A 26,635-nucleotide genomic window follows, 5' to 3' on the forward strand; every position below is an offset into this window, starting at 1 on the left:
TTACATAGTCCTATTTGCTTGCACTTGGTGGTCGTTCAGACTTTTCACCATTTCCTGTGTTTCCATTTCCGTTATTACCACTGCCATTATTACCATTGCCTTGCTGATCCTGTTGAGGTTGTTGTTTTTGAAGTGAACCATTAAAAGCATCAGACATTTTGTTGAAGGTACCATTCGTTGCTGATAGGTACTGATCAGAATCACCAAATTGACCAATAGCATCTGTAGCAACCCAAGACATTAAATTGTTGGCAAATAAGTTCGGAGCTTTTAGACAATAAACAAGTAAACCAAATAGAACGATTGGATATCCTCCTGTAAGCATCACTAAATCAAAAAGATCCCAAGAGGAGGGTAGGTTAACTCCAATGGACTTCCACCAAACGCTATTAAGGAAAGCTAAGCTGAGGTTACACATTGCAAAACCAAGCATTAATCCAATTACATGAAGAGTCGGCCTCAGGAATATGGCTCCGTAGAGAGCTGCCATTCTTAGACCATGAACAGCCATTAGCCCTTCACCTGCAGCAGAGGCTAATAAAGCACTGCCCAGGGCAATGCCTGCCAGAGCTTCGGCACAAATGATGAAAAAAGCGGTAACAACAAATAGGAATGTAATTATTGGCACCATTGGCAATACATTACCTAGAATAAAAGCACCGATAAGGCTAGATACAACCAGTGGAGCGACTGTTTTAACGAAGAAGGCCAAAGGTATAGCGAATGGAGCTGACAAAGCAGAACTCTCGAGGGCACCTTTGATGACATCTGCGCCTTCAGTTGCCAATACAACGATGTACCAAATGTTCTTAAGCGCTTCACCTAACGTAGATAATAACGCCAAAGCATTTGTAGACCCTGTAACGTCGAATAGAGCTCCATCATAGTCAATGCCGCTCATCCCTGGCGTTTCTATTGCAGATGCCAGATTACCATTATAATTACCAAGGCTTAGAGCTGAGCTTAATATTCCGGAAGCAACAGATACTATTGCAGACTCGTTGCCAGTCGCCGCTGCTTTTGCGTTTTCATTTGTCGAGTGAACGGCCATTAGTGCGGACCAGTTATTCAACTTCTGCGCCTCAGGCCAATCTGATTTTATGTCTCCACTCATTGCAAGTTGTTCAGTTAAGTCCCAAGTGAACTTTGGAAAATTGCTTGCCAGCCAATACGTCTTACATTCGTTTGCTTCATCTATTTCATCATCAAGAGATGAATCGAAAAGGTTTATACTTGGAATCCATGAGAATACAGAACGGCAGAAACTGGTTCTTTCCGGTATATTTGTACTCATTACATTGTCTAATGAAAAACCTACTCCAGATGAAGCTAATTGCATCATTCCATTCATACGGCTAAACGCTAGAGGAGCCATCATCCAGCCCCCTTCTGTTAATTCTTCGACCAGCGAGGATGAGCCTGATATGCTGATATTCGCTTTAGAACTACCGCAACGACTTGCTTCATATTGACCCTGCCAAGACTGAGATAACTCCCCCATATAACCGCGCTCTACAACTTTAGACTTACACATTGCTAAATCAACGTGCGCTTTGAATAGGTTTTCAGCTAACTCTTTAGAGCCTAATTCATTGAGTAAATATTCACGATAATAAGAGTCATCACTTCTTCGCATTGCCGTTACATATTTTGATAAATCTGCGTTCTTCAGCCGCGATAACATACTCGATACAAGCGTGTGTAATTCTGACATGAAAGTGAACGTAGCCTCTGTACCGTAGTAGTTCGAGTAATATGCAAGCTTTTGCTCCACTGATGAGCTAGCAGTAGGTTTACGGGCGAAATCAAACCTGATTGAACCACAGGCTCCTCCACGAAATTCTAAAATAGCGCCAGTATTTTCAGCCCCATTCTTTCCTATAGGCTCATCGACATAATTAAGAGAAGAAGAAGACCCGCTTGAATTAGGGTACATTGAGCTGATTCGTGAAAATGATGGAAATGAGTCGGTTGGGAATATGCTAGATGTCCCATTTGAATTAATCGATTTTAAAGTGAATTTTCTATCATTTGAGCTTTCAAACAACTCAGCACAAGAAAGCATAGAAACCATAGTTTCTCCAACTGAGAACACTTCACCTACATTCGTAGACGCTATTTGCGCTCCAGTATGATTCACATAATCATTTACTCCAGCTTTCCAGAATACATCAGCTGCTCCCGCACCATGGACGATTACATACATCCCAGAAGCTTGTCCTACCGATACAAAGGAACCAGCAGCATGAATCATAGGCGCCAATGACCCCAACGCTATTGCAATTCTTAATGGAACGTATGGTGACATTTTCCCAAAGACATGACCTGTAGCAGCAGCATTCATCATGATGTGACCAGAGTTATATATGACATTTATTGATCCATAGAGTAGGGCTAAGAAATTGAGCCCCCCCAACATGACCATTAAAGGCGTCAATGTCGCTTCTACACTCTGATTACCAAAAAGGTGATGTACCCAACCACCGAATAAAATTGCTAAAAAGTTTGTTGTCGACCCTGTCTGAACATGAGCCTCTATACAAGTAAGAGTAAAATCTGCACAAGTTGCCATAGGGGACCTCAGTTCATGGTTGCAGCTGTGATAGTGTTGCTCAGTGATTGATAGAAGAAATCGATGTACACAAGGAAAATTCCGAACCCCATATGAACAACAATATGACTAAACTTAATTTGTCCTGACATCTGTGGATTGGCTAAGAGAGTTATTCCCATCACACCTCTGAAGTAAGATATAACTCCGTAAATAGACATGACCGCAAAACAAGCTCGTATAGCAATAGAACGAGTTTGCATCCCCGTTCCTACGGTAGAAACATTGACTAGGTTAGTAGCTCGCTGACTTATGTCATCAAACATTGCCGCAGAATAGGGAGTGCTAAAATCTAATCCTGAACCATGCCAAAATAGACTCCCCCAAGCAGCTATTCCTTCTCCAAATTTCCACATAAATGCTGAAGCTATAAAAACTGCCATTATCAATTTAGGTGAGGGAGGACTTCCATACATTTGGCTAACCATGGGGGACGACGTTCTTGTCCTCATGAGGGCAAGCCATAAATAGACACCCTGGACAAATAGATATAAACCCAGCCCCTGAGCTACTAGGATTATTCCATCAACTAAAATGACAAATTCATGCGTCAGAAACCGCTCTAGAACGTCAGTGACCTCTACAGCCATAATTAGTATTTCCTTGCATTTCCAGCTATTTCATTTAGCAGTTGAGTTTGTAAGCCTAAATTGAATTCGCTTGATAACTGGGAATCCAGTATATGACCCAGCAGAGCAAGGACCCTTGCATCAATTTGAGCGTTCATTCTTTGGACTTGTTCCACAGTGGTAAAATTAGCCTTGCAAGCTTGACCAGCTGGTGTGTTTAACCAATCATCCATTTCACGCTGGGTATTTACCATTGCGGCTTTGCGTGAATAACAAGACTTGTCACCACCATTTCCGTAGAGCTTTATTTGCTCAGGAGAGTTATAGAAATCAATATCAGCCTTTATTTGCTCAAGAATAGATTGAATAGGGCGCCCATTTTCATCACGAGGGTTGGTGAGCCCGTTAACTCTAAGAGCTGTATTAAATCCAGCTGTAGTTCTTAGATGACGTTTAAGCCATCGGTTGTAAGCCATCTTTGCATCTGCACCCGAGTTTTCATTGATAACTTGGTTATTCTCACCGCGGGGCATTTTATTTATTTCACCGGAGCTAAAAAGTACTTTAAGCATGGTGTCAGTGCGCTCTTTCTCATCAGTTGATTTGGAGTAGCCACCTTCACCCATGCCGGGTAAAACACCTTTTATATTTAATAAATCGAGTTCAACAGTATCTCCATGCGTAACGCCCTCTAAAAGTGATACAGACTCATCTGCTAATGATTGCAGCCCTGTTTCACATCTATCTCCTTCACAATCAATTTCATCTGAAAGCTGCACAGCAAAATCAAGGCTATTTGTCTGGGCTTCGCAATAAAAGTCATCTGTAGCTTCATAAAGTGCAGACACCGCTGCTATGCCATCACACATCAATGGTGAGGGTTCCATCTTTGCTTGAAGCTCAAGGTTAGAAGTTTCCGAAACACTGTTAGAAATGGCCTGTGTTGATGCGAGTTCGCGCATCGTATCTTGAGATGCTTTCCATTCCTCCATTAGTTCTGTCATTGTCATTTCAGAAATCTTTAAACCCTTTTCTTCAGCCCATAACATCGCATCTTGAGCACTTTGGCTGATTATCTGACCTAAGCCTGTTGGGTCTGTACAGATTACGGCGTTTGCTGTCCCTGGCAATAAGACCGCCAGGGATAAACTTAATAACGTTTTCTTAAACATTAGCGTGCTCTCTATAAATCAAACCCACCAATATCAAATGATAGGTCTTGAGTTGGTTGAGACGGTGAGTTTCCATCATTTGATGGTTTGGATGGAGTTGCTTCGTTGAATAGTTCGGAGAAGTCGAGTTCAGGCACTTGTGTATGTTCAATAGAATGACCAGTCTTCAACGCCCTATCCGTATTCAATGCGTATTCTGAAACACCAATTTGCAGACACATATGTTCGAACTTTGCATCGTTTAGTCCAACCTCGCGATTCGAGGCAGGGTGGTTTCTTAAGATATGCATTTGTGGGTCGACCAATGGGCCGATAATTGAGTTATTGAATTTCATTTCAACCTCTAATAGACTCGAAACTAATGTCATATTACAATAAAAAACAACATCAGCAAAACCCAAAAGTCACCTATGATTAGACTAACGTTCGATAAAAAATGGATAGATGAATACTGGCAAGAGGTTGAGCCAAAAGTAATGAGCAGCATTTCATCCTTTGAGGCCAGAGAAAGCTGGGTTGTTGAGGATCAGTCTCCATCATTAAGAGAACTTAATCGCATTGCTGAAAACCTACCTCAATTAGCAAATTTCCCATTGAATCAGGATGTGCAAGAGCAAGCCGATCGGTTACTCGTAATTTTGGGGTGCTTACCGCTAAAAACGTCTTTAGCTGCTTTTGGTTGGCTGGGGGCTTTTAGTCAAAACGATCACAAATGGAATTACATTGTCTCTATCCACGCGAACCAAACTCTAGCGAGTCAAAGTATAGAAAACCGAAACCGGTATAAGTTTGCCAAAATTCTTCACACAAGATTAAACCTCTTCAACTTTCTAATCGAATTCGACAAGCAATATATGAGTGAGGATGCAACTCGATTGGCACTGGCAACTCACAAAAGATTAATTCAGGAGAATACTAAGGATGGATAATAATAAAATTATTCGTTTTGCACTTCTAGCTTCAGTCATTGCAACTGTCACTCCCTTTAAGAGTGAAGCAGCAAGGGTATGTCGACAAAAAGTCTCATTGCCAGCACCTTCAGCTGGTATATGTGACGTAGATACAAGCAATCCTAAGATGGGAAACCCATTTGCTTATATAGACCCGACTCAAGGGTGTGATTTCTCTTTTAGTTTGCCAGGTCTACCTTCGTTTAGCCTCGATGGTTTACAAGGAGCTCTATGCGATACCATTCAGGATATTGGGCAGCAAGGCATTGACGACGCACTTGGCCCTGTACTTGATGCGATTCCAGATAGTGTAGACCTCGACCTAGATAATTTGATGGAAGGCATCTTCGATGATCAAATTGAGATGCAAAGTAAATTTTGCCCTGTCTATGACGACAAGGGAAAACTGGTTTCGTACGAATGTGCGTCTGATGGGAATGGTGGCGGTGACATTATAGACATAGAAGACCCTGATCATGGAGACAGAGAATGTTATACACAAAATGGAATTACATACTGTAAGGATGATGAAGGAGAGGTAACTGAACCAGACCCAGAACCTTATGACCCTGAGAAAGACCCAACTTTGCCAATATGCTCAGAGTTAGACAGTTTCTTTGACTCTGAAGGTAACTTAATACCTTGTAGAAACGGTACAAGCAGACAAGCCGTTTACCCTCAATCTGAACAAAACCTTCCTAGTTCATCAAGAGATACCAACCAATCTACCAAACCAAAATGGGATGTGAAAAAAGGGTGGTAATGTGAATTTAATACTTGTTGAAAGCAGCCTTAAATCGAAGCAAGTTAACTTGGCTCTAGGTGCACTAGGTATTCAAGAAGAGTTTACTTGCGGATTTACTATGGGGAGAGTTTTCGATTTTAAGGTCGGAGACCCTTCTCTAAAGTGGTCCCCAAGGAACTCTGACGTATACCAGTATCTGTCTACTCAAATTCAACGCTCAGACAATGTTATCGCTATGACAGATGCTGACGAACAAGGAGAGTACATCGCCTACCAATTGCAAACCATAGCAAATCAATATGGTCGTTCACTTGTGAAAGCCGATCTGAGTGAGTTATCACCTTTAGGCATAAAAACAGCACTGAGTAAGGTTAGGCCAATAAACCTAGACGTTGTAGCACAAGCACATACAGAACGACTATTAAATCTTAAAGTAGCCAATTATGGTATTAATCAGGGTATTGGACCAACGAGTATTCATAAGTTAATGGTTGCAAGCCATTTAATGGATACACCTACTCTTAATGTAGCTACATTCTTAGATGATGAAAGTTCCGTTAAAGCCCTAACTTACAACACTTCCCTAAAGTCAGCCGAGTCTGAATTAGTTGAAGTTCCAACGAAACCGCCATCAACCTTAAACATCTACCAGAACGTAGCAATACACTACGATACGCCTGTCTGTGATATCGCAAATAATCTTCAAGACTTATATCAATCTGGAAAGCTTTCATACGGGCGTGTGACCGAGAATTATTGGTATCCAAGTGCAGAGAACTCCGTAGAAGATACCCTAAGCGAGCTTTGTGTAGCTATAGACATGGAAAGATTTGCGGCATTAACAGAAAGAAACCAAGCCCACTCAGCTATTTATGTCGTTGATCATCGTTCCGTGTACAGCAAACATTCAGAAGTAGAAATGGTAACTGAATTTACAAAAAGTGCTTTGGGCTTGAGCGATAAAAAGACGTATCTAGCTGATGCTGGTGGACCTATTTTGTCAACTGAAGAACTAGTTCAGCCTGGTTTAAAACGCAGCTCCCCAGATATCCAGATCTTACAAAGCTTAAATGAACTTGGCCTATATAAGCCTTCTACCAGCCCAACTCTTTGTAGTTCCCTTAGCTCAGCTTTTTACATTAACTCACAACTGAACAAAGAAGCTCTAAAGTTTCAGTTTTCTATCACTAAGCGTCTTTTCCCTTCTCTCTTAGAACATATAGAGATGCGTCAAAATCCAATCACCCAACGAGTAAACCATAAAGTAGATGGGACGGAACTAACTATCACTAACAACATGGCCAACACCTTGTTTGATAATTTAACGATGAGTAGGTAATCATGATCAAATTCCATAAAAAGAAAGGTTTAGCACTATCATTAATGGCCTTAGCCAGTTTCTACGCTTTTGCTGAGTATAAAACTGATAAAGCACCTATAAAGAGTAATCCAACAAGTGAGGTTTATGTAAGTGGCTCGAGTACTTTGCCAATTGAACAACTCGTTGAAGAAAAAATGAGTGTAACCACATACAAAATAATTAAAATCATGGAAGACACTAACCTTTATGCCGCCTTCACAAACAAAGGGACATTCATTGTTGATAGCGATGTTAACTTTGCAATTAAGGGGAAAATGATTGATCTGTCCAATGGCGATAACATCCTTGGTCGTATATTCGGCGCACATAAGGATGAGATACAGTCAATAATCACCAAAGAGAAGGCAATAGTTGCTTTCACAGATAGCAGTCATAAAGCTTCAGTCAAATTGAGCGACACCAAGCCCAAGCCTCAACCAATTCCAGCTGAACCTTCTGAACATAACACCAACTTAAACAGCTCTCATGAAGAAAAGATAAACGAGATTTTACGTAAATCTCCAGGAGTTCAGGCGTTAATCAAAAGAAAGTTGGCCATGGAAGCGAAACAAGAACAGCTTGAGCATCAAGAAAGTTCTGATTCTAGCAAACAACAACCCGTAACTCAGTCATCTATTCCAAGCGTAAGCTCCGAAAAAACATCTAACACAATCATGGATGAATTAAAGAACATCGAGCCTCATATGCGTCAAAAGTTAGGACCTACATACGCTCCGATGCTTCTTCCAGCAATAGATGATGATAGCTTTATTGTTTATGAAAATGATGCAGATGTCCCTTATAAGGGAACTTTGACAGTTGCTACCGATTTTAGTTGTCCAGTATGTAAACAGCTACATACTCTAATTCCTTCTTTAAATGCTGAGGGTGTAAAGGTACGTTACATGCCTTATCCTAGAAAACGGATTATTGATTACCCATTCGAGAATAACTTTACAGTCGATCAGTATATATATCGTACTCACCAAGAGCCCCTTAATAGCTTTGGTGAGTTAGTGCTTAATGGATACTGCTCTGATGATAATAAAGCCGCATACAATGAACTCTTTTCTACTAAGAGCTTAAGAAACTTTCCAAGTAACATTTCGAAGAGTTGTGAAACTAAAATGAGGGAATTCAAGATTTTGGGCGATTTAATGTTCGCAGGTGGAACTCCCTACCTAGTTTGGGGAGACGAAGACACTCCAGCAAGTGAAAGGGGTTATATTCGCGGAGTTATGAGAAGTGATAGAACAATTTTCGATCTACTAAAACGAAAGGAAAGTTAGTAACTAGATAATAACTTTAGAGATCATCCCAAACCCTGAAACTTTATTTGGCCCATCTTGGGCCAAATTTTTATTCAATATAATAAAAGTCTAATCTATGGGAGTTACTACTATTGCATCCGCATCGTCAGACTCATGATTACCGTCATATGGCACTAGAGTAATTAGAGAGGCAGATTCTAACTTGTTACCAACGCTTGCTGTAACAGGTAGGCACATATGAAGTTGACGATTCTCACTCTTTGTCATGTTATGAACCCCTCTGCGAGATCGTTCAGAAACAATCACCTCCGTTTCGACTTCATAATGCAATTGCAATTCGTGACTACTTGATAAAGAGAGTGGTGTTGGTTCTACTTTGAACCCGGTAAACTCAATTTTCTTTACAGCATCCCAAACTTCACCTAGTGGCCAACCTAAATAGTGGTTGTGTTTTGAATCAATAGAATAAGCAATCATAGAAGACATACTCCTTGAAAGTCCTATTCTACCTTCCGACACTTCTTTAATTTCTAGGCTGAAGATAGAGTATAGCTCTATGTCTGCTCGCCCACTAACTGCAGCAATCCAGGCTGCATTTCCCTCATAGTCACCCATTTGACACCATTGTTTTTAATTGATGAATGTCTTATATTATACAACTATTACCCCCCGCGCAACGAGGCAAACATGAGGTTAGAAGATAGCCTACAAGACCATGTTTTTGATTCAATTAGTAGGTCATTAGGTCTAACTATCAATGAAAAGCAACACCTTCAATTTGCAGTTAACTGGAACACGAATGAGTTGATGCTTTCGTCTTACATGGCTGCTAATGCTCTTAACGGAACATCTACGTTTGACTGCCAGCTGCCTATTGTTTCTATTGATGAAGATGGGGATATAACATCGCTCGAACTCCCCCATGAAATTGATTGGAGCAAGCCAAAGCAACAGTCCCTTCTATCCATAATAGAGATGCACGGTATTCGTCTTGATAAAAGCGAACCTAGTGAAAACTTTAAGACATGGCTAAGGGTTGCACAGCTGAATGAACTACATAGTGTTATTAAGCGATCTGTTGAACACCATCGTAGCAGCAATTCACCGAATGCCCATCAGATTCCGTTGTTATTAGATAGAACAGACTATCTCTTCGAACCTTCGTCAGGTTTGGCCGTACCTAACACGCAATCAATGCTAAGTAATCGTGTTGAAAACCAGATAATCAACCAGACAACCTACAAGCACAATCTAATTCCAGATAACGAAATAGTGGTTAACCCAGCATTAGACATTTCTATTGGGGTGGAAAGATGAAGAAATTCTTTACAATTGGGGTGGCTATAGTTGCATTCATTCCGTACACAAGCCATGCATTCTTAGCTTGGACGATTGTAGATCCAGCCAAAACAGGTCAAAAAGCTAGTCAAACAGCCACTGATGGTATGACAGCAGCTGAAAGAGCGCTGACTAAGTCTCAAGAAATGGCAAACGAGATCAATAACGCGATTAAATCATTCCAAAACGACGACAACCTCAAAGCTTTCCATACAGCTACTGTATCAGGTAGTCACTCTGAAACGCACAATTTGCTAATGCAATCAAAGATGGAAGTTACACCAGGCCTTTGTGAATTTGTTGAGAGGGCGTATGTAGCTAATTTTGATGAACAAGGCTGTCTATTCTTTGATGATGATGGCCTAACTAGTTCACTAGTAATTGAGGGGGAGAAGGTACTTCCTGGAAAACTAGCCGAAGAAACCTTTGATAACCTTAAGTCCAGCATATCTCATAGAGCTCCTATTGGCGCACCTAACCTTCACGAAGAATACACAATCCTTCTAAATGACACCTTTGGGCAAGCAGTATTGAGTGAGTTATCGCACGAAGACCGTTTAGCTATGGATCAGTTAGTTGGTCTATTAACAACTCAAAATCAATCTACGATCCCTCACCCAAAAGACATGAAAGGTTCTGACGATGAACTCAGATTAACTAGAAAACTGAATAGATACCTTCGAAGTGACTTAGCGATTGCCACTATGAAATCGAGTTATATAAAACGCTCCCAATTGAGCGATATGAACTCTATTCAGTCAGATATATGGCAAGGCAGAACGGAAGAGCTTAGCGATATGAAATCCTTAGGAATGCCTGTAGAGACAGTTAATGGGCTGTCTCCTAGGCCGACCAGCGAAAGTGTTGCTCGGATGGATGCAATTCAATCAGCACGATTAGCAAGATACCTTTTGGCCTACTACGAATCACTACTTACAAGAGAAGCCAACCTTGCTCTTAAGACTCAAATTTTAGCGGAGTTAGCAGAAAATGGACTATAACAAACACTCAATAACAGACCTTATTAACAGCATCCCGCTAGAGTCTATTAGGCTTGAAACACCTGACTTTGAATTCGCAAGCCAAGGACAGAGCTTAAGCACCTCTTCTGTAGCTCCCAATTTACCAGAAACTATCAACTTCACTCCAATATCAGAAATAACACCTGACACACCAATAAAACGGTATTCATTTTCACCTACCGTTAACATTGAAAGTACTGGTATCGATGCTGGTGGTATTACAAATGTAGCTGCGAGCTTAAAAAATTCAGCTATTGAGCACTCCGTAGGAAAAGGATCACCTTCAACTGAAGAGCATGTATTGAAGCATACTGAACCTGCTGAGGAAAAGCATATAAAAACAAAAGAAGAACCCCCAGAACAAAAAACTGCATCCCCAGACCAACCAGCAACTATTGAACGTAATGTTGAGAATGAAAACGTTCCTAAACAGGATGAAGAGAAACCAAATAATAGAAAAAAAACTACCCCACCAAGTAAGGAAAACGGAAGGGAGCAGGATAGTGTACAAAATAAAGAAAACAAGAAGGTCGACCAGTACAACCAAAACATAAATACAAATAGGAACTCTTATGGCCTATTTAACCTCAACCATAACGGCTCCAAAGCTCAAGGTGGGCCTTCTTTCTTAACAAACTCCTACAACAAATTAAAAGGAGAACAGCCAGGGTTGAAACAAATCAACAGTGTCATTGATAGGTCAAGAGATCTTCAACAGTCCTACCTGGACCTAAAAGGACTGATTGCAGAAGGAGCACCAGCTTCAACACTTAAAAAAGCTGAGAAAAACTTCGAGAAGATAGCTAGTGACCTAAATAAAAGTGTTTCAAAAGTTCAAAAGGGATTGGACAACCTTGGTCCTAATGCGATTGACCAACTAGGCAAAGCCGTAGGCCAAGACAAGCTATCCCAATGTAAAAAATCACTTGAAACTGCAACTAAATTACTTTCTGGAGAAAACGTTCAGGAAGTAGGTATGCAGACTAGCAAGATTGTCCAGAAAGCTGCGGAAAACATGCACAAAACTGTTGAAAACATTACAAATACAATTAACACAACCATCAACATGCTTGGGTTAGGAAGAGGTTAACGATGAGCAATTTTATTGAGTTAATGGAAAGTGAAAACGTACCAACAAACTTTAAATTTCTTCTAGGATTCCATCAAGAGACCAGCAAGCTTTCGCACTTCGGAATCGCAAAGCACATTGGTTTACTAGATCAATACATTGAAGATAGCGTTGACTTAGGTTTGCTTAACAATATGACGCTTGAAGAACTATGCATTCAGTTTCCTCACCTAAATATGAGTAAAGAAAAGTTATCTATCTTGAAATCAGGAGTACCTTACTTCAATGGCTTGTATCAACTAGAAATAAACAAAGAAGCCTACAAGTATAAGGACCTCTATGACTATTGCACTGATGGTAAATCAATTGTTCTGAACCTAAACAATAAACCCATAATATTTTTGCCTAGCGAAAATGATTACTATCAACTACAGCTCGATATTAGTAGCAAAAACCACTCTAACGAAATCGTTTTTTGGCTTGATTGCGCTGGCTTATTACCTACAACAGCCACCGAATCATCGGCTCCCGGTACAGGGATCGCCATACAAGAACAAGTCATGGCAAATAACTACTATATAGCCATAGCACCTGAAAGTGAGATTGTTCGTAACCTTTCTAGGATAGACTCCAGTGTATTCTCGAAAGTTAATGAAAAGCTATATGAAGACCAATTACCACATCAGGCCGAAGGGTGTATTGAATTTCTTTCTTTTGCGGAAAAGCACCTGATACACAAGATCCACTTCAATATTATAGATAGCTCTATCAATAGAGTCGTCTGTCTAAATCAAATGGTTACTGAATCTTTTGATTGGACTTCTCTAGGTATGTATCAGGGGTTAAAGCTATTTTTGCAAGAATCCGGCATACCTACCAAAGCTTTAAATGAAACCCCGTATTCAGGTTTCACGGTTATAGAAATGCTTACATCAGAACATACTGATGAAAGCTTTGAATGCGGCATTAAAATAAACTCAATCCCTATCCCTGGCGGCTATACCCTAATTTTGGACATGATGTACACATCTGAGTTTGAGATAGAGACAAATCAGACAAGCACTCCTGAAATTCAAGAGGGAATTGTTCAGTTAAGCTTCGGGAGTATTAAACAAGATCCACTTGGTGGAATGATCAATAGCGTACGAGAGCATTTGAATGAAGAAAATGGAGATACATTTCTAGCGTATGAAGATTCATTTCCTATCTACTTAACAGATCTTGTTCACACAAACCTCTCAGGTGATATCAATAGTTTACTCTCACAGTACGCTTCTTCAGGTATGCAGTTCCTAATAATTGGAGAAATCTCTAGCGAATTCATTGCCAATACTGCACTGATTGCAGCACAAAATGGCTTTATGGTGTTCGGATGGGTTTATTCGGCCACAGAGTCAGGCGCACTAAAAAAATTCACGTATAAACAATCTATTTATAGACAAAGCGAACCTCATGCACTTGGGCAACTCGTTAGACCTATCCAAATTGAACATGAAACTAGCGAGTAGGGGGAACTATGAATCACAATACACCTAGTAACATTGTAGAAAGACTAGAAGCAAGTCTCCGAGGCACGGTCTATGCCACTAAAAAAGACCGTAACAAAACTATTTTGAGAGATTATGGACATCCATTCGGACGCTCCAAGAACTCAATGGGTGCTAGTTTAAAGCTTTCCGATTACGTGAATGGAAAGTCAAAAAGTCTCAATGAAACTTATTCGAGGGAATTTGCAGAAGTTCATTGGGCTAAAGCCGCTGCATTGGCCATCCATCTAACATCTGGATTTGAAGTCTATTCAAAAAATGGTATTTCTGAATTCTTTGAAGAGCGTAAAAAGCTCGGAAAAATTGCAAGTGAGCTCAGGGCTACCGGAGACGATGTATATAAAAATCCTGAGTATGTGGCCGCTAAAAACAAAGCATATGAAGCATGGCAACGTAGGTTTAGTCCAGAACACAACTCAGCATCAATCTTAGATAAAACTCACAAAGCTCAAGATTCACTTTTAAGTGAGTTCTCTAGCCAAGCAGTTAAACTTGGGTACATAGATCATTCTTCACTTTTTAGATTAGAGAAGCTAGTTAGAGAAAACATAAAGTCTCTAAATAACGGGGTTCATGAAAATGAACTAGCTAATCCTGCTCAAATGTATCAACACAAAGCTGAACTTTATGAGCTAATGTTGAGCGAAACGTATCAAGCAGACACTAAATCACTGCAGCTTCTTGGTAAAAATATGTTTCAAGAGCACTTAAGTGAGATACAAAGTTACGCAGATAGTCAAAAGTACACAAGCTCTAGTGGTAAGCGCGTTGATTTTGACATTGACCTAAACTCATACGCTGACTCTCCAACTATTGGTGAAAATGGTGCAAAAGTCGGAGGTATCGCTAAGGAATTCCACCACAAAGGCGGTAAAAAGTCAGAATGGTCGGTTGCAGCTGGGATTAGGGTTTTTTACAACGACAAAAATCCGAGTGACATAACGCCAACGGTCTCACTTGCCGTCGGTATTTCGCTTATAGGTCGAGACTCTACATTTATCAGTTTTAAACCTGACTTCAAAGGCTGGTGCGAACGTCTACCTTGTGCCCCTTTGGGTAACGAGGCAAACCTAACAGCTGAGCAAGCTCGTCTTGCTCACGAAACTCGTCAAAAAGAACTAGCGGATAAAATAGCTGCCTCCGCAAAAGAAGCAGAGCTTAAGCATCAACAGAAGATGCAAGAGATAGCTGAAGCTAACGCTAAACGTGAGATCGAGGTTAAAACCTTAATTGATGCCAATTTCGAAAAACCAGAACTCACTAAAGATTCCGTAAAAGGCACTTATATCCAAAAAAAACATTTGGAGGCCTTACTAAACTATCCAGAACTCCATGGTCTGATGAGACTAACATCTTTATACGACCAACCAGCGGTTAGCATTCAAATGGGCCCTAATGTGGAGGAGACTAGAGGGTTACAGTTCTTAGCCCATAATGGCTCTCCCTGGAACAAAGAAAATCCCACTAACAAAATGTTTGAAGTCATGAATGACGACATGAAAAACAATTTTGTTCAACTCGGCAATATTACACCTAAGACAACGATCATAACGAGTGAAGGCTTTGCTAATGGAGGGTCTTTGTTTATCGCCGCTAAGGAACGTGGTTTAGATGTTGCTGTTGTTTGTGCGATGTTTGCTAATAATATCTCTCACGCAATAAAGCGGTACAGCCAGGACTACCCTAACAACCCCCTATTAAACGCCTCAGATAATGACTGTTTTTTAAAAGCCCCTACGAGTGAACACTCGATTAGAGCTCTTAATTTGAATACAGGCGCGAAGGTCGCTCTTCAAGCTTACGACGAATTTGGGGTAAAAAGCTTTAGCGTTGATTGGGAAAAGTTAGATGTACTTCCAGAAGCCACTGCAATTAAGGCTACAGACTACAATAATTTATTCGATATTTTTGAATATGATAAAGCTATAGAAGTTATGGGAGACCAGTTAGAGCTGGTAATAAGCAACAATACTACACCATCAAAAGAGTATGTCGCTCCCAGGAAATTTCTGGATGCAGAAAGAGATAAATTCACTGATATCTTTGATGCATATGGCATCGATGGGACCCTACTAACCACTAGCTTTCCCGTTGGAATGCAATTCGAAACTCCAAAAGCAGTATCCGTAGAACAAGAGCGAATAGATCACCGAGTCTCTGAGCTACCTGTTCAAGAAGCTAACGTAGCTCCTAATGAACATAATATAGAACGAATAGTGTCATATTCGCTACAACGTCACATCGACGGAGATTGGCAAACTATTGAGAAAGCAGACACCGCTAAAGAAATTTTAATAAACCTAGAAATTGAAAAGGGACACGCAGTTCAGATAGCTTATGAGAAGTTTTCTCAAGCTGAAAAAAACCTTGATAGTGCTTACACCAAAGCTCTCGAATATGTTGGTTCAACATACAGATGCTTTGACGAGGAATCAAAAGTACCTTTTACTTCCGCAGATACATACAACGATATTAGGGATATTCAATTGGCCCATGATGTCGTTTTGCTTGTTGAGAATGAAACGGGAACATTTGCTAGACCAATAAGAGTTTCTGAAGATGGTGAGCTTGTTATCGGAGGTAGCAAAGGGCTGAAACAACCGAGATACAACAGCAGAGCAGACCTTGCACAAGACATCAACGCTGTAGTCGAATCAATATATTTTAGTAACAATAATTATCAGTGGCTTACTGATCAAAACTTTGTATTACGAGATATTGATGCAGATGGTAAGCCAGACAGAACTACTTCAAGGACATTTGAGGAAGAATTCGGCCTCAGCGTATCGGAAGTAATGTCTACATTAGTGGACCCAAGGTCGATACAAGCAAAGCTCGAAAACTCAAATCAGACAATCAAAATAAATTGTACGACGACAAACGAACTTGAACCAGTAACTGAATTAGAAATTGACAGTAATGAAGTTGCTTATGAGCTTGACAGAATCAGCTCTCAACCAAACATTATTGATATCGATACATCTGCTTTTTCTAGTGCAGATCAAAACTTCTATATCGAACCCGCTGAGCGGCAGTCAAAACCTTACACAGTTAAATCATTTGCACCTAATGGAGCTGTAAACGGTAACTATGAGTTCGATTCATTGGCTCTTGCAGAGAATAAAATTGACGCATTGAATGGCACTAAATTCACCATACCTACAACCGTTTACTATATTTCAAAGCATGGTGAAACGCCTATATCAACAACAATCGACCCTGTGGATTTACCGCTATTGCAGCCAAAAGCACCACTGCAAGAGGAACCTGGTCAACTTTCTCGAGAACTAGAAACCTGCTTAGTACAAATTGATTCAACAGATTGGGGGACGTACGAACTCCCAATATCAAATGATACCCCGATAATGTTGAACCAAGAGGGTAGCTGGGTTAATGCATCAACTGGAGAGCCGACAAAGACTCTTAGCTTAATTGAGCTATACAACATCGAAAACGCCCATACAGAAGGTTTAGATAACGATAATGAATTAACCTTAGATAGTACCAACTTCGCAGAGCTTGCTGCCGATGGTGGCTTCGATATTGATTTCAGAGAACAATATACAGGCTTGGACCATGATCTTATTGAAACCACACATGAAATAGAACCCATTGTCGATGATTTCAACTTTGATATTGACACATTAGCTAACCTTGACATGAATGAACTGGAACCTGAAATAGAGGGAGCCCAGTTAGAACAGCTCAAAGAAAATATAGTTGATGCTATTGACCTAGAAACAGACAACGAGCCTGTAAACCACGAGCAAGAACTGACTAACCCTGACGCTTGGTCCGATGAACTCACTCACGGCAATCATAACCTGGAAGAGAGCATTGAGGTTGAGGCAGAAACGGATAGCCCAGAATTACTCGATAATGCAGATGACTGGTTGGATGAATTATCTGAACTTGACGCCCCATCGTTTAAACCCTCAACAATCGACCCATTAGAGAGCGATATGCCTGATTTTTCAGGTATGGAAGACGTTGAATGGGGTCTTGATGATTTCGGCATAGATGAGGAAGAGCAAACCATTAGTGTTGCTGGCTCAGAACATGTTGAAAACCAGGGCACAATAGATTTGTTTGAGTTAGCTGACCAAGAAGTGGAAGTCCAATCCGTATCTAACGAACAGCCATCATCTGTAAGTCAAGCAGAAAGACACAGTATAGATACGACAATCAATGACGTAAGTATTGAATTGGGTCAAGTTGACCCCAAGTCCGATGGACTGGATCTTAAGCATCAGAAAACTACAGGGGTAGGCGAGCGTTCCTTGGCTGAGCAATCTATGGAGAAGATTGATAGAACGACAGATGTGCTTGTCAACTCTACAACAAGACCACCAAACAGCGATGAACAAGTAATAAAAACTAATACTGGGGCAAAATCATTAAGTCAGCTAGTGTTAGATGAACTAAATGCTACAAGTATTAACTTTAGTGACCAGTTCACACCAAAAGATACTTTTGTTGGAATTTCAAGCTTTACGACGGTAGGTGCCTGGGCCGATAGTTCGAAATATTGGAAATCAACAACCACTGTAGAAGCCTCTACTTTGAATGTTAGAAGTGAAATCGATTTACCTTTAGTAGACGTAGAAGCTCCAGATGTTAATGTGCCAACAACAGAACAATTAACGTCTATATTCGATAAATCTAAGCAGAAAGCTTGGAATGAACAACGAGCCGCAAACTCAATCCAGGCGCAAGTCGAAATGTTTGAGGAAATTGCGCTTTCTGAGAACCAAAACTTTAATGCGAACCTAGATGTTGCACCAGACCTTGATGGTACTTCCTCTTCCTATAACCCTAATAGTGAACAGACATCCTCAGATGCGATACCGTCAAAAGACACAACAAGCCCTGACATAGAAAATACAGCTCCTGCAAACGAGATAAAGGATGAATCCAGAAATGGACAACACCAAAGTGAGATAGAAAAGGAACTTTTAAAAGTACTTCAGTCACTCAAATCCTCAGATAAGGAGAGTGTGGCCCATCTTACTGGACTACTTACAAACATAGCTGAGAGTGCAGCCAAAAATGCCATAGACGTCCATGACGTTAAAAGTAGAATTGAGACACCACATAAAGTAGAAGTGACTAACCAATCAGAGGAGCCTATCCAGGTTGTAACCAAAACATTCTCGGAGACAACAAAGGTCAATATTAATGACTTCGACTTCGATGATAATCCTGATGTAAAAGCTTATGTGAAACTTGCTAATGAACTTGTAGGCGACAAAGGACAGTCAGCTATACAAAAGAAAGCAGCCTTCCTATACGCATCAAAGACATCTCCAGAATCAGATACCAAAGAGCTAACTCAAAAAGCACTTGAAGTATTGGTATCAATAAAAAAACCTGAAGACAACTTAGCTAAACAAGAATATGCATCTAAAGCTAGTGAAATAGGCAATTGGTTGGCGACTGAAGCTAGAGTGGGGATGATGATCGAATCTACACGCAATGAGCAAGGCTACGTGACGAAATTTTCTGCTCTTGATAAAAAGCTACACGCAAAGGTACATGAATATCTTACCACGCCTTCAAGCCCAATTAAGGGCGCTAATGACCCTATATACTTTAGTCGAATTTGTCTAAAGGACGCTATTGAAAAACGTCAAATACCTGAGGATACGCTTAGGCAAGCTCTTTTCGGCATATGGAATAGCCCTGTGGGTAATACAGGTGAACTATCTAAATACTACAACAAAGTTGCTACCAGACTGCACGAAACTGGAGTAAGGAAGGTAGTTAACGATCTTAAAGAGAAAGGTATTATTGAGAATGACCCTAGTAGTAGACAAAATCTACTGTATGAAGACCCACTAGATGGGACACAAAAGTCCTTAAAGATTTCAAGTTTAAAATCTGCAGCAGCTGGTTTGGTAGCAGAACGTGAAATACAAGCTGCAAAAGAAATGCCTCGAACAGCGAAGAAGAATCAACGTGAGCCATACAGCTACTTCGTAGCTAAAGCATTTGAGAATCTAACTGAAATTAGTACTCCTTTAAAAACGGAGATTGATTTAGATAAGCCATGGAGAGCAACATTGCGAAGAGGTGATGGTTCGCGTTCTGATATGAACTCCAAAGAGCAAGAAACTATGGAGATTACAAGATAACAATGATTTCTTATCTGTTCCTGGTAATTACTGGTAGTCTCATTGCAAAGATCACTTATGTCATAGCTGGATTACTGCCACAAATTGAAGAAGATGAGATCAGAAATGATCTCATCACCTATTATCCTGAATACTCTTTAGAACCAAGTAACCGTGAAGGACGGTTTGACTTCACTAGCTTATGCAAAAGTGTTGGATACTGGGTACCTTTCTCCTGCATTGCTGGTGGCCTGAAGGGAAACAACCAAACTTATAAAGAGGTATTTGTATTAGAAATTACCGTAGCCGCTTCAACGGTGACTCTATACCAAATAGCAACTTCATTTGAGCAGTTTCTTTTAATGCTCATTTTCTTTTGCCTAACAGCAATGGCGTTTTTGGTTGACCTAGCGAGTCAATTTCTACCAGAAAAACTAACAAATTTCATTTTATGGTCTGGTTTGGTTCTGGCTTGTACAGAGTATGGCTATCTATCTTCCGAAGAATCGCTTAGCGGTGCTTTATTAGGGTATGGGCTTCTTTACCTTTTCAATACTATGCATAAAGTGCTTTACAAAAATATTGGAATGGCAAATGGTGATTTAAGGCTGGGGGCTGGTATAGGGGCTTGGGCTGGCGTAGAGATAACAATGCTCACAATACTCTTTATGTTTGTGTTCATCGTCATAACATACATAAGAGGAACGAGAGGGCAGTATCCACTGGGGCCATATATAGTGATAAGCTCTTACATAGCATTCATAGTCAACAATCCCAGTTTTTTAACTATTAATTTTTAAATTAAAGCAGCTATCGTAGCTGCTTTATTTTCTAATATGAATAGTAATATGGGCCCTACCAAACCACTACCTCATGTTACTTTCATCCAACCCATATTCTGTCTCCGCTAAATCGAGTAGCAGATTTAAAAACTCATCATTCGTTGAAGACTTAGCTACTCTCTTACATAAGGAATCAAACCTTTTTTTGGTAAGCTTAGACAGTGCCATTGTGGTTGTTGAAGTTTTATCACGAGATTTCGCAGCATGAAACAAACCGACGAACTTATCTACTCTAGACTCTGGAAAGAAAACCAATAATTGCATGAAAGTAGACCGAATCTTCTGTACATCCGTTTCATCAATTTTATTAAGCTGAGATTGAATTGCTTTAGATGTTGTACGAAAACCATCCGGGTCATTGCAGTGGTTAAGTGCCAAAAAATTATCGTTAGCATCCAGAATCCACTTTAAAAACTGGTAGTTATTTGGCCCACGTATGTTAACTTTTTTGCTTAATGAATTAGACATGAGTATCGGCCTTTTTATACAGCGTGAAAAACACGGTCGTCCATAACCAAGCTAAAACGTAAAATCCCTCGCCGGGAGGAGCTGTAAGCAAACATCCAATAGATACAATTACCACTGCAACCTCAACGGCCTTTAAGAGGGTAGGAGATAGTACTCCACCTTTGAACTTATGAATGATGCATAGCAAACCAAGTACAAATGCCGACGTCATAAAGACTAAGACTGCATTTCCTTCAACAACTGATGACACCAAACTTACGGTAGCAAATAGGGCAAGTAACATCATAAATTTGTTAAAAATCTTTAGCATTTGTACTCCTGATCTCTTAGTTATATATACTCAAAGTCAGCATGCTTAGAAGCTTCAGTACCTACGTACGAGTATTCCGCTTTTCTCACACGAACAAAGAGGGGGCTATAGCTATTATGTTGGTTGAAGTGGCCAACAGCATGGTTTCTTTCGTCAGCGATAGCTCTTTCGATTAAAGCTGATTTAAACTCGCTATACGTAGTGCTCCTATTACCATCGGAATCCTCAGGTAACTCCAAAATCAAATTCAATATCAAATCTGAAAATTTATCATTTGGTTCTGGTAGCTCAGAGTCGAGTCTATCGAGTAAGGAAATCGAATCTGATATCACACGGTAGATTAGAATATCAGTAAATTTAAGCTTCTCGAGATCATTAGAAAACTCAGAATCGATGCCTTCAACTCTGTTTAGAATTGAGCCGAGAACATCGTTAATAGCAACGTCTGACTTGGATTTGAGTATTTCTTCATCAACCTCACTACTTTTGAGTGACATCAGAGTAGAACAAAGCTCATCGACAACGATTTGAATTGATTTTTCATAAATTGAGTCTCTTGTAGTTAGCAATCGCTCGCAGAATGACATGTGTCTTTCAGCAATATGAATCCTTTCAAGTTCTGAGTTCAACAAAGATCTCCTAGATTCACCTGCCTTTTCATACTGAGAAACTTTTCTGTTTAATCGTTGCAGTTCCTCTTGTAACTTATCAACTCTTAACGAGAAATCAGAGCACTCTGCTTTTAACAAACGTAAGTCAGAAGAGGTTGATTCAAGAGATTCGATTTTCTCAAGCTTCACCTTCTTATCTGCCTTAGCTTTTCTCAACTGTGTACGATTAGATGCAATTGAAGCGTTAGCTTTCTTGGCTCGTTCAATATATAAACTGGCAAGTTCAATTAGTCTTAGATAAAGAGGTTGTCGAGCGCCTTTATAAATGCTTCTTTGAGATTCAATAGCGCTTCTAGTGCATCTCTTTAAAGAGTCAACGCTATCCCTATTAAAAAGCACGAGCTGGTCTTTCTTAAGAATAATGTCCTTAGCAATAAAATCTTCAAAACGTTCGTCATACAGCTTTGCTGTCCTCTCAGATATCTCTTTTATGCTTTTCTCGCGGAATTCAGAGTTACTTAACGTTTGGTTTGGTGCATTCTTTAGTACGTCCATCATTATTTCTTCTGAACGACGAAGAGAAACATCAACGTTATCCAGTAACAGCTCAGTAGGACGAAGAGTATTGCTCTCATCAATCGTGCATAATCCCGCTCTAACGAAATACATTAAAGCGTCTTGCACTTTGAAAGGTATGTCAGAACCATAAGAGACATTATTCAATAAATTTGAGCGCTCTTGTAGAAACTCTAAATCTGAGTCACTTCTTAATGCGCGAGCTTGGGCCCGTACTGCTCTTGATATTTGGCATGAAAATAGGGCAATTGAAATCTCATCAACAACTTTAAAAATCTTAGCTGCAAATCTTGTAATCCTATTATCTAAAGAGTTAGTTAGGGTCAAGTAGCCTAATCGCTCATCTAGCCACATGAAATCCTTATGACAGATAAGCAAAGAGTGAGCTAATTCCTCTCTTTTATGTACAGGCAGCTTTTTAGGCATGAGAGGTAGTAAGATTTGCTCTTGTATCATCCCATTGAACTTTACAGCTCGTTCTGCGTGGTTAAGAAGGTTTTCTAACTTAACGTTAAAGTTGTTTGGAATAAGGAAAAGCGTAGACTCTTTAGTATTTCTCTCACGACCCTTTATACGTGTGTCATTGAACTCAAAATAGAGCCTCTTAATTTTGAGTTGTCTCGTGTCGACTTTTGGTCTGAACTCTAGGATTTTCATCAGCCCCAAAACATTAAATGGTTTTTCACTAAATGCTTCTTGATGTCCAAGCTTGGGGTTAAAACTCTGATATTTGGGATCGGCTAAACGTTGGGCAAGTAGCCCAATTTCAATTGGGACCTGAGAGTACAGGTAATCAAACAGATTTTCGAAAAACTCATCCCACGATTTAACTAGTTCCTTGCCAAACGAATCTACAAGTACACTCTTGATGACACGGATTCTTTCGGTACTAACAGTTGCTTCTGGGTACTCCACGTCAAGAAATTCTTTAATCTGAGCTTGAGTATGTGGACCCTCACCATTTAGCCCTAGTGCCAACTCTAAAATTCGGGCGTTGCGTTTGGGATTCTCTAGTAGTTCAATCTTTTGAACAATGTCTGCCAGCCTAGAGATAAGTAACTTTTTGGTTTTTGGCATTCTTATCACCTTAAATCAAAGGTTTACTACTTTTGTATTTATTATATTGCGGTAATAACCATATTGCTAAGAATTCTATTATATATTATAGCAAATGTTAAGTCAGCTTTGTGTTAATAAAATTAGATATATGCTATAAATGGACTATAAACAATAGAAAGTGGAGTTCACAATGACTGTAGAGCTAGAAGAGTTAAAAAGCCCTTGGGTGGAACTGTATGAACAATGTTTAGAATCAGCATACGATTACCCTTACAGTGACTTAGAAGGTTTCCCTGGCTTATACGCCAGAAGACTTAAAACAGCAATTTTGCTAAAACAAAATAGGAACAAAAAAATCAGTATAACTGAAGCAAGTACGATTGCAGATAGAGCAGCAAAACACACCCTAGTCGAACTTAGGGCTAAGTTCACAGAGCGTTGTAGTTTTTCACACATCAAAAACGAGCTCAGAAAGGGTAGTGCTAGCCAGATTCCAGGAAGAAAAATAATAGACAATGGTATGGCTGCAAAATTCATGAACATTGTCGTTGGTTTCCCTACCTATAAACTAAGTTCTAACGAGATTAAATTTCTCCTTTCGAAATTCGATAGTGACTTAGTACACTACGATAGTGAGAAGTGGTACATAACGATCAAGGTTTTTGAATTGCATTTAGAAGAGGCGGAACCGACACCACAAGAGATGGCTGTTCTGGATAGCGTTGCACGATCTTCAATTCCTAGCATTATTGCATACACATTGGACTCAGATTACAAGATCGACTGGAAGGACTTTTTTAACGCTGTTAAAGCAAGAGTTAAAGAAACAGTTAAACAAGGTTTTAATAGGTTCAAAAGTCGGAAAGGGGACTTAGACAATGAACAAATTGAGGCTCTCTTTGACGAATAAAATCGCTACCAACTCCTTTCAAAAGTGGGGCTTAACTAAACAGTGCTAAGCCCCATTAGCCCCATTTTTCTTAAGCTATCAGCAATGACTCCATGTTGAAATTATCAATAGCTAAGCTATCAGAGACACCATCTTTACTTTCAAGATAATCATCTTTCGTAGAAAAAGCATCTGGCTGTTCAGTTTGCCCCTCAACAGCTCTAAAGCCAATAGGGTGGTTTGAAAGCTTTTCAATACTTGAAGCTATTTTAGCCAAATGTTGCTCAACATTTTCGAGTGTCTTGTACTCATTACACTTAAACCTTTCTTTATTACTTTGGTTTTGAAGGAAATGAATAGCAGAATTCATCATATTGATAGCATGTTGGTTGACATCATTAAGAGCTTGCTTGGGATCGTTTTCGGAATGTGCAGACAAATAAGTATGAACGAGACCTTGGTGATACACAGAAGAATCCGTTATGTGTATGCTAGCTCTTCTCTTTACTTTATCAATGTGTAACCCTAAGTTGCGGCACCAATCCCAGTCTCTGATCTCATGAGGGAGGATGTTATCAAAATAATACATAAGCTTATCGAACTCACCCTCTTCGATGAAATACCCAATTCTAATTAACTCTTCGACTAACGATTTGAGAGTTATTGATTTTGAATTCGCTAACTCTCGGCATTCTGTTGAGTAATCATTTGGTATCCTTATTTCCACTTTTAATGAAAAGCGCCCCATGACCTTTGCCTACTTATTCTTTTTGTTGTTTTGGTACCAAAGCTCTGCAAACAACTCAAGGCCCCAAGCGTTTAGCTTGTCTGCTTCATCTGGTATGAGGAATGAGTTGTTATCTTTACCGTAATACTCTTCAATTAAAGGTGTAATTTCTTCACGCAATGCGGCAATAGTACCTCCAATGAATATGATTAAATCAATATCTACAGCTTTAGATAAGGTATCAGTGATTGCGCCAAAAATCTTACTAGCTAGCTCCTTCCGTGCATTCTCTGCCCATTCTGAATGATCTTTTTCAACCCCCCGAACTGTAACAATACCTTCATCAATTAACTTACGGCACTGCTGATGTGTGGGTGTGGTGAAACCTAAATCGTAAAGGTAGTTGGATGCTTTTTTGACAATCTGATTGAACCCGATGTCCTGGGTGACAGAACGATCCATATCAATAGTTCCATCGTCAAACACAGCTATATCAGTTGTTTTACCACCAGGATCAGCGATTGCGATCGTTTTTCCTATGTATTCAGGGTTATGTACCAACATCCCTGAATCATCTCTCTTAAATAGGAATACACGAAGGGCTGCTAGTGCTTCGGGCTGAACAAGTAGAGCTTCAATATTTGACTTCCGCAGCTTCGATTCCGGGTCAGTACCTAAGTGATCAAAAGATCTCTGCATAGAGAGCATCTTTTGCTTAACATTGTTTTCGTTGACGGACCCATCTGTTTTAAAGAACTGTCTTAATGGCATTCCAGTACAAAGAACGTACTTTTTATTGAGTAACTCATCTCCAAATTGATTTAAGCCATGCTGCAGTAAAACCTGAGCTGCTTCACTATTGGAGAAGTCATCGTTCCTGGGAATAGGTTGTTTTACCTCACCAATGGTGTAAGCGTTACCTGTAACAGCAGAAGTAAATTTCGTTTGAACAGGAGCATTACTTGATACTGAAAAGGTTTCATCTAGTACCGCAAAACGTTCAGTCGAACGTTGGATGTGTGTAGGAAAGGAGGTTTTAACAGATTCAGCTGAGATCTTATGTTGGGCATTACCGTCATCATACCCAATAAATAGTGTTGAACAGTCGTTAAACATAGTAAAATATCTCTATTGTTTTTTAGTGATAAATGCAATATATAGCATGTCTGTGACAACCTCAAATATTTTCACTTTAGGAGGCAGGTGTTGATTGAAGACTGGCGAGAGAAGTTAAAGGAGAACTTGGAGAGAAATTACCAAATAGAAGTATCATCTCTCTATATATCGAAAAAGAATCGAATGGTATATGTACAATTTTCTGACAGTTCAAATGTACAAAAATACTTAGGTTTAAATTTAGACCTAGTCGATGTAGTGATTAGACAA

21 protein-coding genes are annotated in these 26,635 nt (G+C 39.8%); 11 read left to right on the forward strand and 10 right to left on the reverse strand.

Going from position 1 to position 26,635, the window contains the following annotated elements; translation table 11 throughout:
- Positions 1 to 10: 10 nt before the first annotated feature.
- Genes R7R78_RS16480 through R7R78_RS16495 form a run of 4 tightly spaced genes read right to left on the reverse strand, consistent with a single transcriptional unit; the run spans position 11 to position 4,687 of the window.
- Positions 11 to 2,572: a DotA/TraY family protein gene (locus R7R78_RS16480; RefSeq protein ID WP_025634141.1), complete on the reverse strand. Its 2,562-nt coding sequence runs from the start codon at positions 2,570 to 2,572 to the stop codon at positions 11 to 13.
- 8 nt (positions 2,573 to 2,580) lie between these two features.
- On the reverse strand, positions 2,581 to 3,201 hold the full coding sequence (locus R7R78_RS16485) for a hypothetical protein (protein ID WP_025634142.1): 621 nt from the start codon (positions 3,199 to 3,201) through the stop codon (positions 2,581 to 2,583).
- 2 nt (positions 3,202 to 3,203) lie between these two features.
- On the reverse strand, positions 3,204 to 4,352 hold the full coding sequence (locus R7R78_RS16490) for a hypothetical protein (protein WP_025634143.1): 1,149 nt from the start codon (positions 4,350 to 4,352) through the stop codon (positions 3,204 to 3,206).
- Between the two features lie 11 nt (positions 4,353 to 4,363).
- The gene (locus tag R7R78_RS16495) at positions 4,364 to 4,687 is read right to left on the reverse strand and encodes a hypothetical protein (RefSeq protein ID WP_025634145.1); all 324 of its coding nucleotides are present in this window, start codon (positions 4,685 to 4,687) and stop codon (positions 4,364 to 4,366) included.
- A 141-nt stretch (positions 4,688 to 4,828) separates the two neighbouring features.
- Here R7R78_RS16495 and R7R78_RS16500 point away from each other — a divergent pair, with 141 nt between their 5' ends.
- Genes R7R78_RS16500 through R7R78_RS16515 form a run of 4 tightly spaced genes read left to right on the forward strand, consistent with a single transcriptional unit; the run spans position 4,829 to position 8,696 of the window.
- Positions 4,829 to 5,281 carry a hypothetical protein gene (locus R7R78_RS16500; RefSeq protein WP_203347289.1) on the forward strand — a complete coding sequence of 151 codons (453 nt, stop codon included), beginning with the start codon at positions 4,829 to 4,831 and terminating at the stop codon, positions 5,279 to 5,281.
- Positions 5,274 to 6,065, forward strand: a complete 792-nt coding sequence (locus R7R78_RS16505; protein WP_025634147.1) for a hypothetical protein — start codon at positions 5,274 to 5,276, stop codon at positions 6,063 to 6,065. Before R7R78_RS16500 ends, R7R78_RS16505 begins: the two co-directional genes overlap by 8 nt.
- Before the next feature lies 1 nt (position 6,066).
- Positions 6,067 to 7,386: a toprim domain-containing protein gene (locus R7R78_RS16510; RefSeq protein WP_025634149.1), complete on the forward strand. Its 1,320-nt coding sequence runs from the start codon at positions 6,067 to 6,069 to the stop codon at positions 7,384 to 7,386.
- Positions 7,387 to 7,388: 2 nt separating this feature from the next.
- Positions 7,389 to 8,696: a hypothetical protein gene (locus R7R78_RS16515; protein ID WP_025634150.1), complete on the forward strand. Its 1,308-nt coding sequence runs from the start codon at positions 7,389 to 7,391 to the stop codon at positions 8,694 to 8,696.
- 90 nt (positions 8,697 to 8,786) lie between these two features.
- Here R7R78_RS16515 and R7R78_RS16520 read toward each other — a convergent pair whose 3' ends face one another.
- Positions 8,787 to 9,293, reverse strand: a complete 507-nt coding sequence (locus R7R78_RS16520) for a hypothetical protein (RefSeq protein ID WP_025634152.1) — start codon at positions 9,291 to 9,293, stop codon at positions 8,787 to 8,789.
- Positions 9,294 to 9,365: 72 nt separating this feature from the next.
- Between R7R78_RS16520 and R7R78_RS16525 the strand changes: the two genes are divergently transcribed.
- From R7R78_RS16525 to R7R78_RS16550, 6 genes are read left to right on the forward strand one after another with little or no spacing between them, the layout of a single operon-like run.
- Positions 9,366 to 9,995, forward strand: coding sequence for a hypothetical protein (locus tag R7R78_RS16525; protein ID WP_025634154.1), 630 nt, complete (start codon positions 9,366 to 9,368; stop codon positions 9,993 to 9,995).
- Positions 9,992 to 11,017 (forward strand): hypothetical protein, encoded by a 1,026-nt coding sequence (locus R7R78_RS16530; protein WP_025634155.1) that lies wholly within the window; start codon positions 9,992 to 9,994, stop codon positions 11,015 to 11,017. Before R7R78_RS16525 ends, R7R78_RS16530 begins: the two co-directional genes overlap by 4 nt.
- A complete protein-coding gene (locus R7R78_RS16535; RefSeq protein WP_025634156.1) occupies positions 11,007 to 12,128 on the forward strand; it encodes a hypothetical protein in 1,122 nt (373 codons plus the stop codon). The genes R7R78_RS16530 and R7R78_RS16535 overlap by 11 nt, the downstream gene beginning before the upstream one ends.
- 2 nt (positions 12,129 to 12,130) lie before the next feature.
- On the forward strand, positions 12,131 to 13,615 hold the full coding sequence (locus R7R78_RS16540) for a hypothetical protein (RefSeq protein ID WP_025634158.1): 1,485 nt from the start codon (positions 12,131 to 12,133) through the stop codon (positions 13,613 to 13,615).
- 8 nt (positions 13,616 to 13,623) lie between these two features.
- Entirely contained in the window at positions 13,624 to 19,788 is a 6,165-nt protein-coding gene (locus R7R78_RS16545) for a hypothetical protein (protein WP_077202327.1), read from the forward strand.
- A gap of 2 nt (positions 19,789 to 19,790) precedes the next feature.
- Complete coding sequence (locus tag R7R78_RS16550; RefSeq protein ID WP_025634161.1) at positions 19,791 to 20,567, forward strand: prepilin peptidase; 777 nt, start codon at positions 19,791 to 19,793, stop codon at positions 20,565 to 20,567.
- Positions 20,568 to 20,633: 66 nt separating this feature from the next.
- Here R7R78_RS16550 and R7R78_RS16555 read toward each other — a convergent pair whose 3' ends face one another.
- Genes R7R78_RS16555 through R7R78_RS16565 form a run of 3 tightly spaced genes read right to left on the reverse strand, consistent with a single transcriptional unit; the run spans position 20,634 to position 23,651 of the window.
- Positions 20,634 to 21,077, reverse strand: a complete 444-nt coding sequence (locus tag R7R78_RS16555) for a hypothetical protein (RefSeq protein WP_025634162.1) — start codon at positions 21,075 to 21,077, stop codon at positions 20,634 to 20,636.
- A complete protein-coding gene (locus R7R78_RS16560) occupies positions 21,070 to 21,387 on the reverse strand; it encodes a hypothetical protein (protein ID WP_025634163.1) in 318 nt (105 codons plus the stop codon). The genes R7R78_RS16555 and R7R78_RS16560 overlap by 8 nt, the downstream gene beginning before the upstream one ends.
- Before the next feature lie 20 nt (positions 21,388 to 21,407).
- The gene (locus R7R78_RS16565; protein ID WP_025634164.1) at positions 21,408 to 23,651 is read right to left on the reverse strand and encodes a hypothetical protein; all 2,244 of its coding nucleotides are present in this window, start codon (positions 23,649 to 23,651) and stop codon (positions 21,408 to 21,410) included.
- Between the two features lie 172 nt (positions 23,652 to 23,823).
- Here R7R78_RS16565 and R7R78_RS16570 point away from each other — a divergent pair, with 172 nt between their 5' ends.
- Positions 23,824 to 24,543 carry a hypothetical protein gene (locus R7R78_RS16570; RefSeq protein WP_025634165.1) on the forward strand — a complete coding sequence of 240 codons (720 nt, stop codon included), beginning with the start codon at positions 23,824 to 23,826 and terminating at the stop codon, positions 24,541 to 24,543.
- A 70-nt stretch (positions 24,544 to 24,613) separates the two neighbouring features.
- Here R7R78_RS16570 and R7R78_RS16575 read toward each other — a convergent pair whose 3' ends face one another.
- Complete coding sequence (locus R7R78_RS16575; protein ID WP_025634166.1) at positions 24,614 to 25,270, reverse strand: hypothetical protein; 657 nt, start codon at positions 25,268 to 25,270, stop codon at positions 24,614 to 24,616.
- Between the two features lie 9 nt (positions 25,271 to 25,279).
- Positions 25,280 to 26,365 (reverse strand): ParM/StbA family protein, encoded by a 1,086-nt coding sequence (locus R7R78_RS16580; RefSeq protein WP_025634167.1) that lies wholly within the window; start codon positions 26,363 to 26,365, stop codon positions 25,280 to 25,282.
- Positions 26,366 to 26,635: the final 270 nt, after the last annotated feature.

The sequence above is a fragment of the Vibrio sp. 2134-1 genome, from assembly GCF_033339495.1.

Excerpts from the sequence above, each read along its gene's own strand:
- R7R78_RS16520 (WP_025634152.1), bottom strand. The coding sequence starts at position 9,293 with ATGGGTGACTATGAGGGAAATGCAGCCTGGATTGCTGCAGTTAGTGGG.
- R7R78_RS16580 (WP_025634167.1), bottom strand. The coding sequence starts at position 26,365 with ATGTTTAACGACTGTTCAACACTATTTATTGGGTATGATGACGGTAAT.
- R7R78_RS16555 (WP_025634162.1), bottom strand. The coding sequence starts at position 21,077 with ATGTCTAATTCATTAAGCAAAAAAGTTAACATACGTGGGCCAAATAAC.
- R7R78_RS16575 (WP_025634166.1), bottom strand. The coding sequence starts at position 25,270 with ATGGGGCGCTTTTCATTAAAAGTGGAAATAAGGATACCAAATGATTAC.
- R7R78_RS16505 (WP_025634147.1), top strand. The coding sequence starts at position 5,274 with ATGGATAATAATAAAATTATTCGTTTTGCACTTCTAGCTTCAGTCATT.
- R7R78_RS16550 (WP_025634161.1), top strand. The coding sequence starts at position 19,791 with ATGATTTCTTATCTGTTCCTGGTAATTACTGGTAGTCTCATTGCAAAG.
- R7R78_RS16535 (WP_025634156.1), top strand. The coding sequence starts at position 11,007 with ATGGACTATAACAAACACTCAATAACAGACCTTATTAACAGCATCCCG.
- R7R78_RS16560 (WP_025634163.1), bottom strand. The coding sequence starts at position 21,387 with ATGCTAAAGATTTTTAACAAATTTATGATGTTACTTGCCCTATTTGCT.
- R7R78_RS16565 (WP_025634164.1), bottom strand. The coding sequence starts at position 23,651 with ATGCCAAAAACCAAAAAGTTACTTATCTCTAGGCTGGCAGACATTGTT.
- R7R78_RS16515 (WP_025634150.1), top strand. The coding sequence starts at position 7,389 with ATGATCAAATTCCATAAAAAGAAAGGTTTAGCACTATCATTAATGGCC.
- R7R78_RS16530 (WP_025634155.1), top strand. The coding sequence starts at position 9,992 with ATGAAGAAATTCTTTACAATTGGGGTGGCTATAGTTGCATTCATTCCG.
- R7R78_RS16525 (WP_025634154.1), top strand. The coding sequence starts at position 9,366 with ATGAGGTTAGAAGATAGCCTACAAGACCATGTTTTTGATTCAATTAGT.
- R7R78_RS16485 (WP_025634142.1), bottom strand. The coding sequence starts at position 3,201 with ATGGCTGTAGAGGTCACTGACGTTCTAGAGCGGTTTCTGACGCATGAA.
- R7R78_RS16495 (WP_025634145.1), bottom strand. The coding sequence starts at position 4,687 with ATGAAATTCAATAACTCAATTATCGGCCCATTGGTCGACCCACAAATG.
- R7R78_RS16570 (WP_025634165.1), top strand. The coding sequence starts at position 23,824 with ATGACTGTAGAGCTAGAAGAGTTAAAAAGCCCTTGGGTGGAACTGTAT.
- R7R78_RS16500 (WP_203347289.1), top strand. The coding sequence starts at position 4,829 with ATGAGCAGCATTTCATCCTTTGAGGCCAGAGAAAGCTGGGTTGTTGAG.
- R7R78_RS16540 (WP_025634158.1), top strand. The coding sequence starts at position 12,131 with ATGAGCAATTTTATTGAGTTAATGGAAAGTGAAAACGTACCAACAAAC.
- R7R78_RS16545 (WP_077202327.1), top strand. The coding sequence starts at position 13,624 with ATGAATCACAATACACCTAGTAACATTGTAGAAAGACTAGAAGCAAGT.
- R7R78_RS16490 (WP_025634143.1), bottom strand. The coding sequence starts at position 4,352 with ATGTTTAAGAAAACGTTATTAAGTTTATCCCTGGCGGTCTTATTGCCA.
- R7R78_RS16480 (WP_025634141.1), bottom strand. The coding sequence starts at position 2,572 with ATGGCAACTTGTGCAGATTTTACTCTTACTTGTATAGAGGCTCATGTT.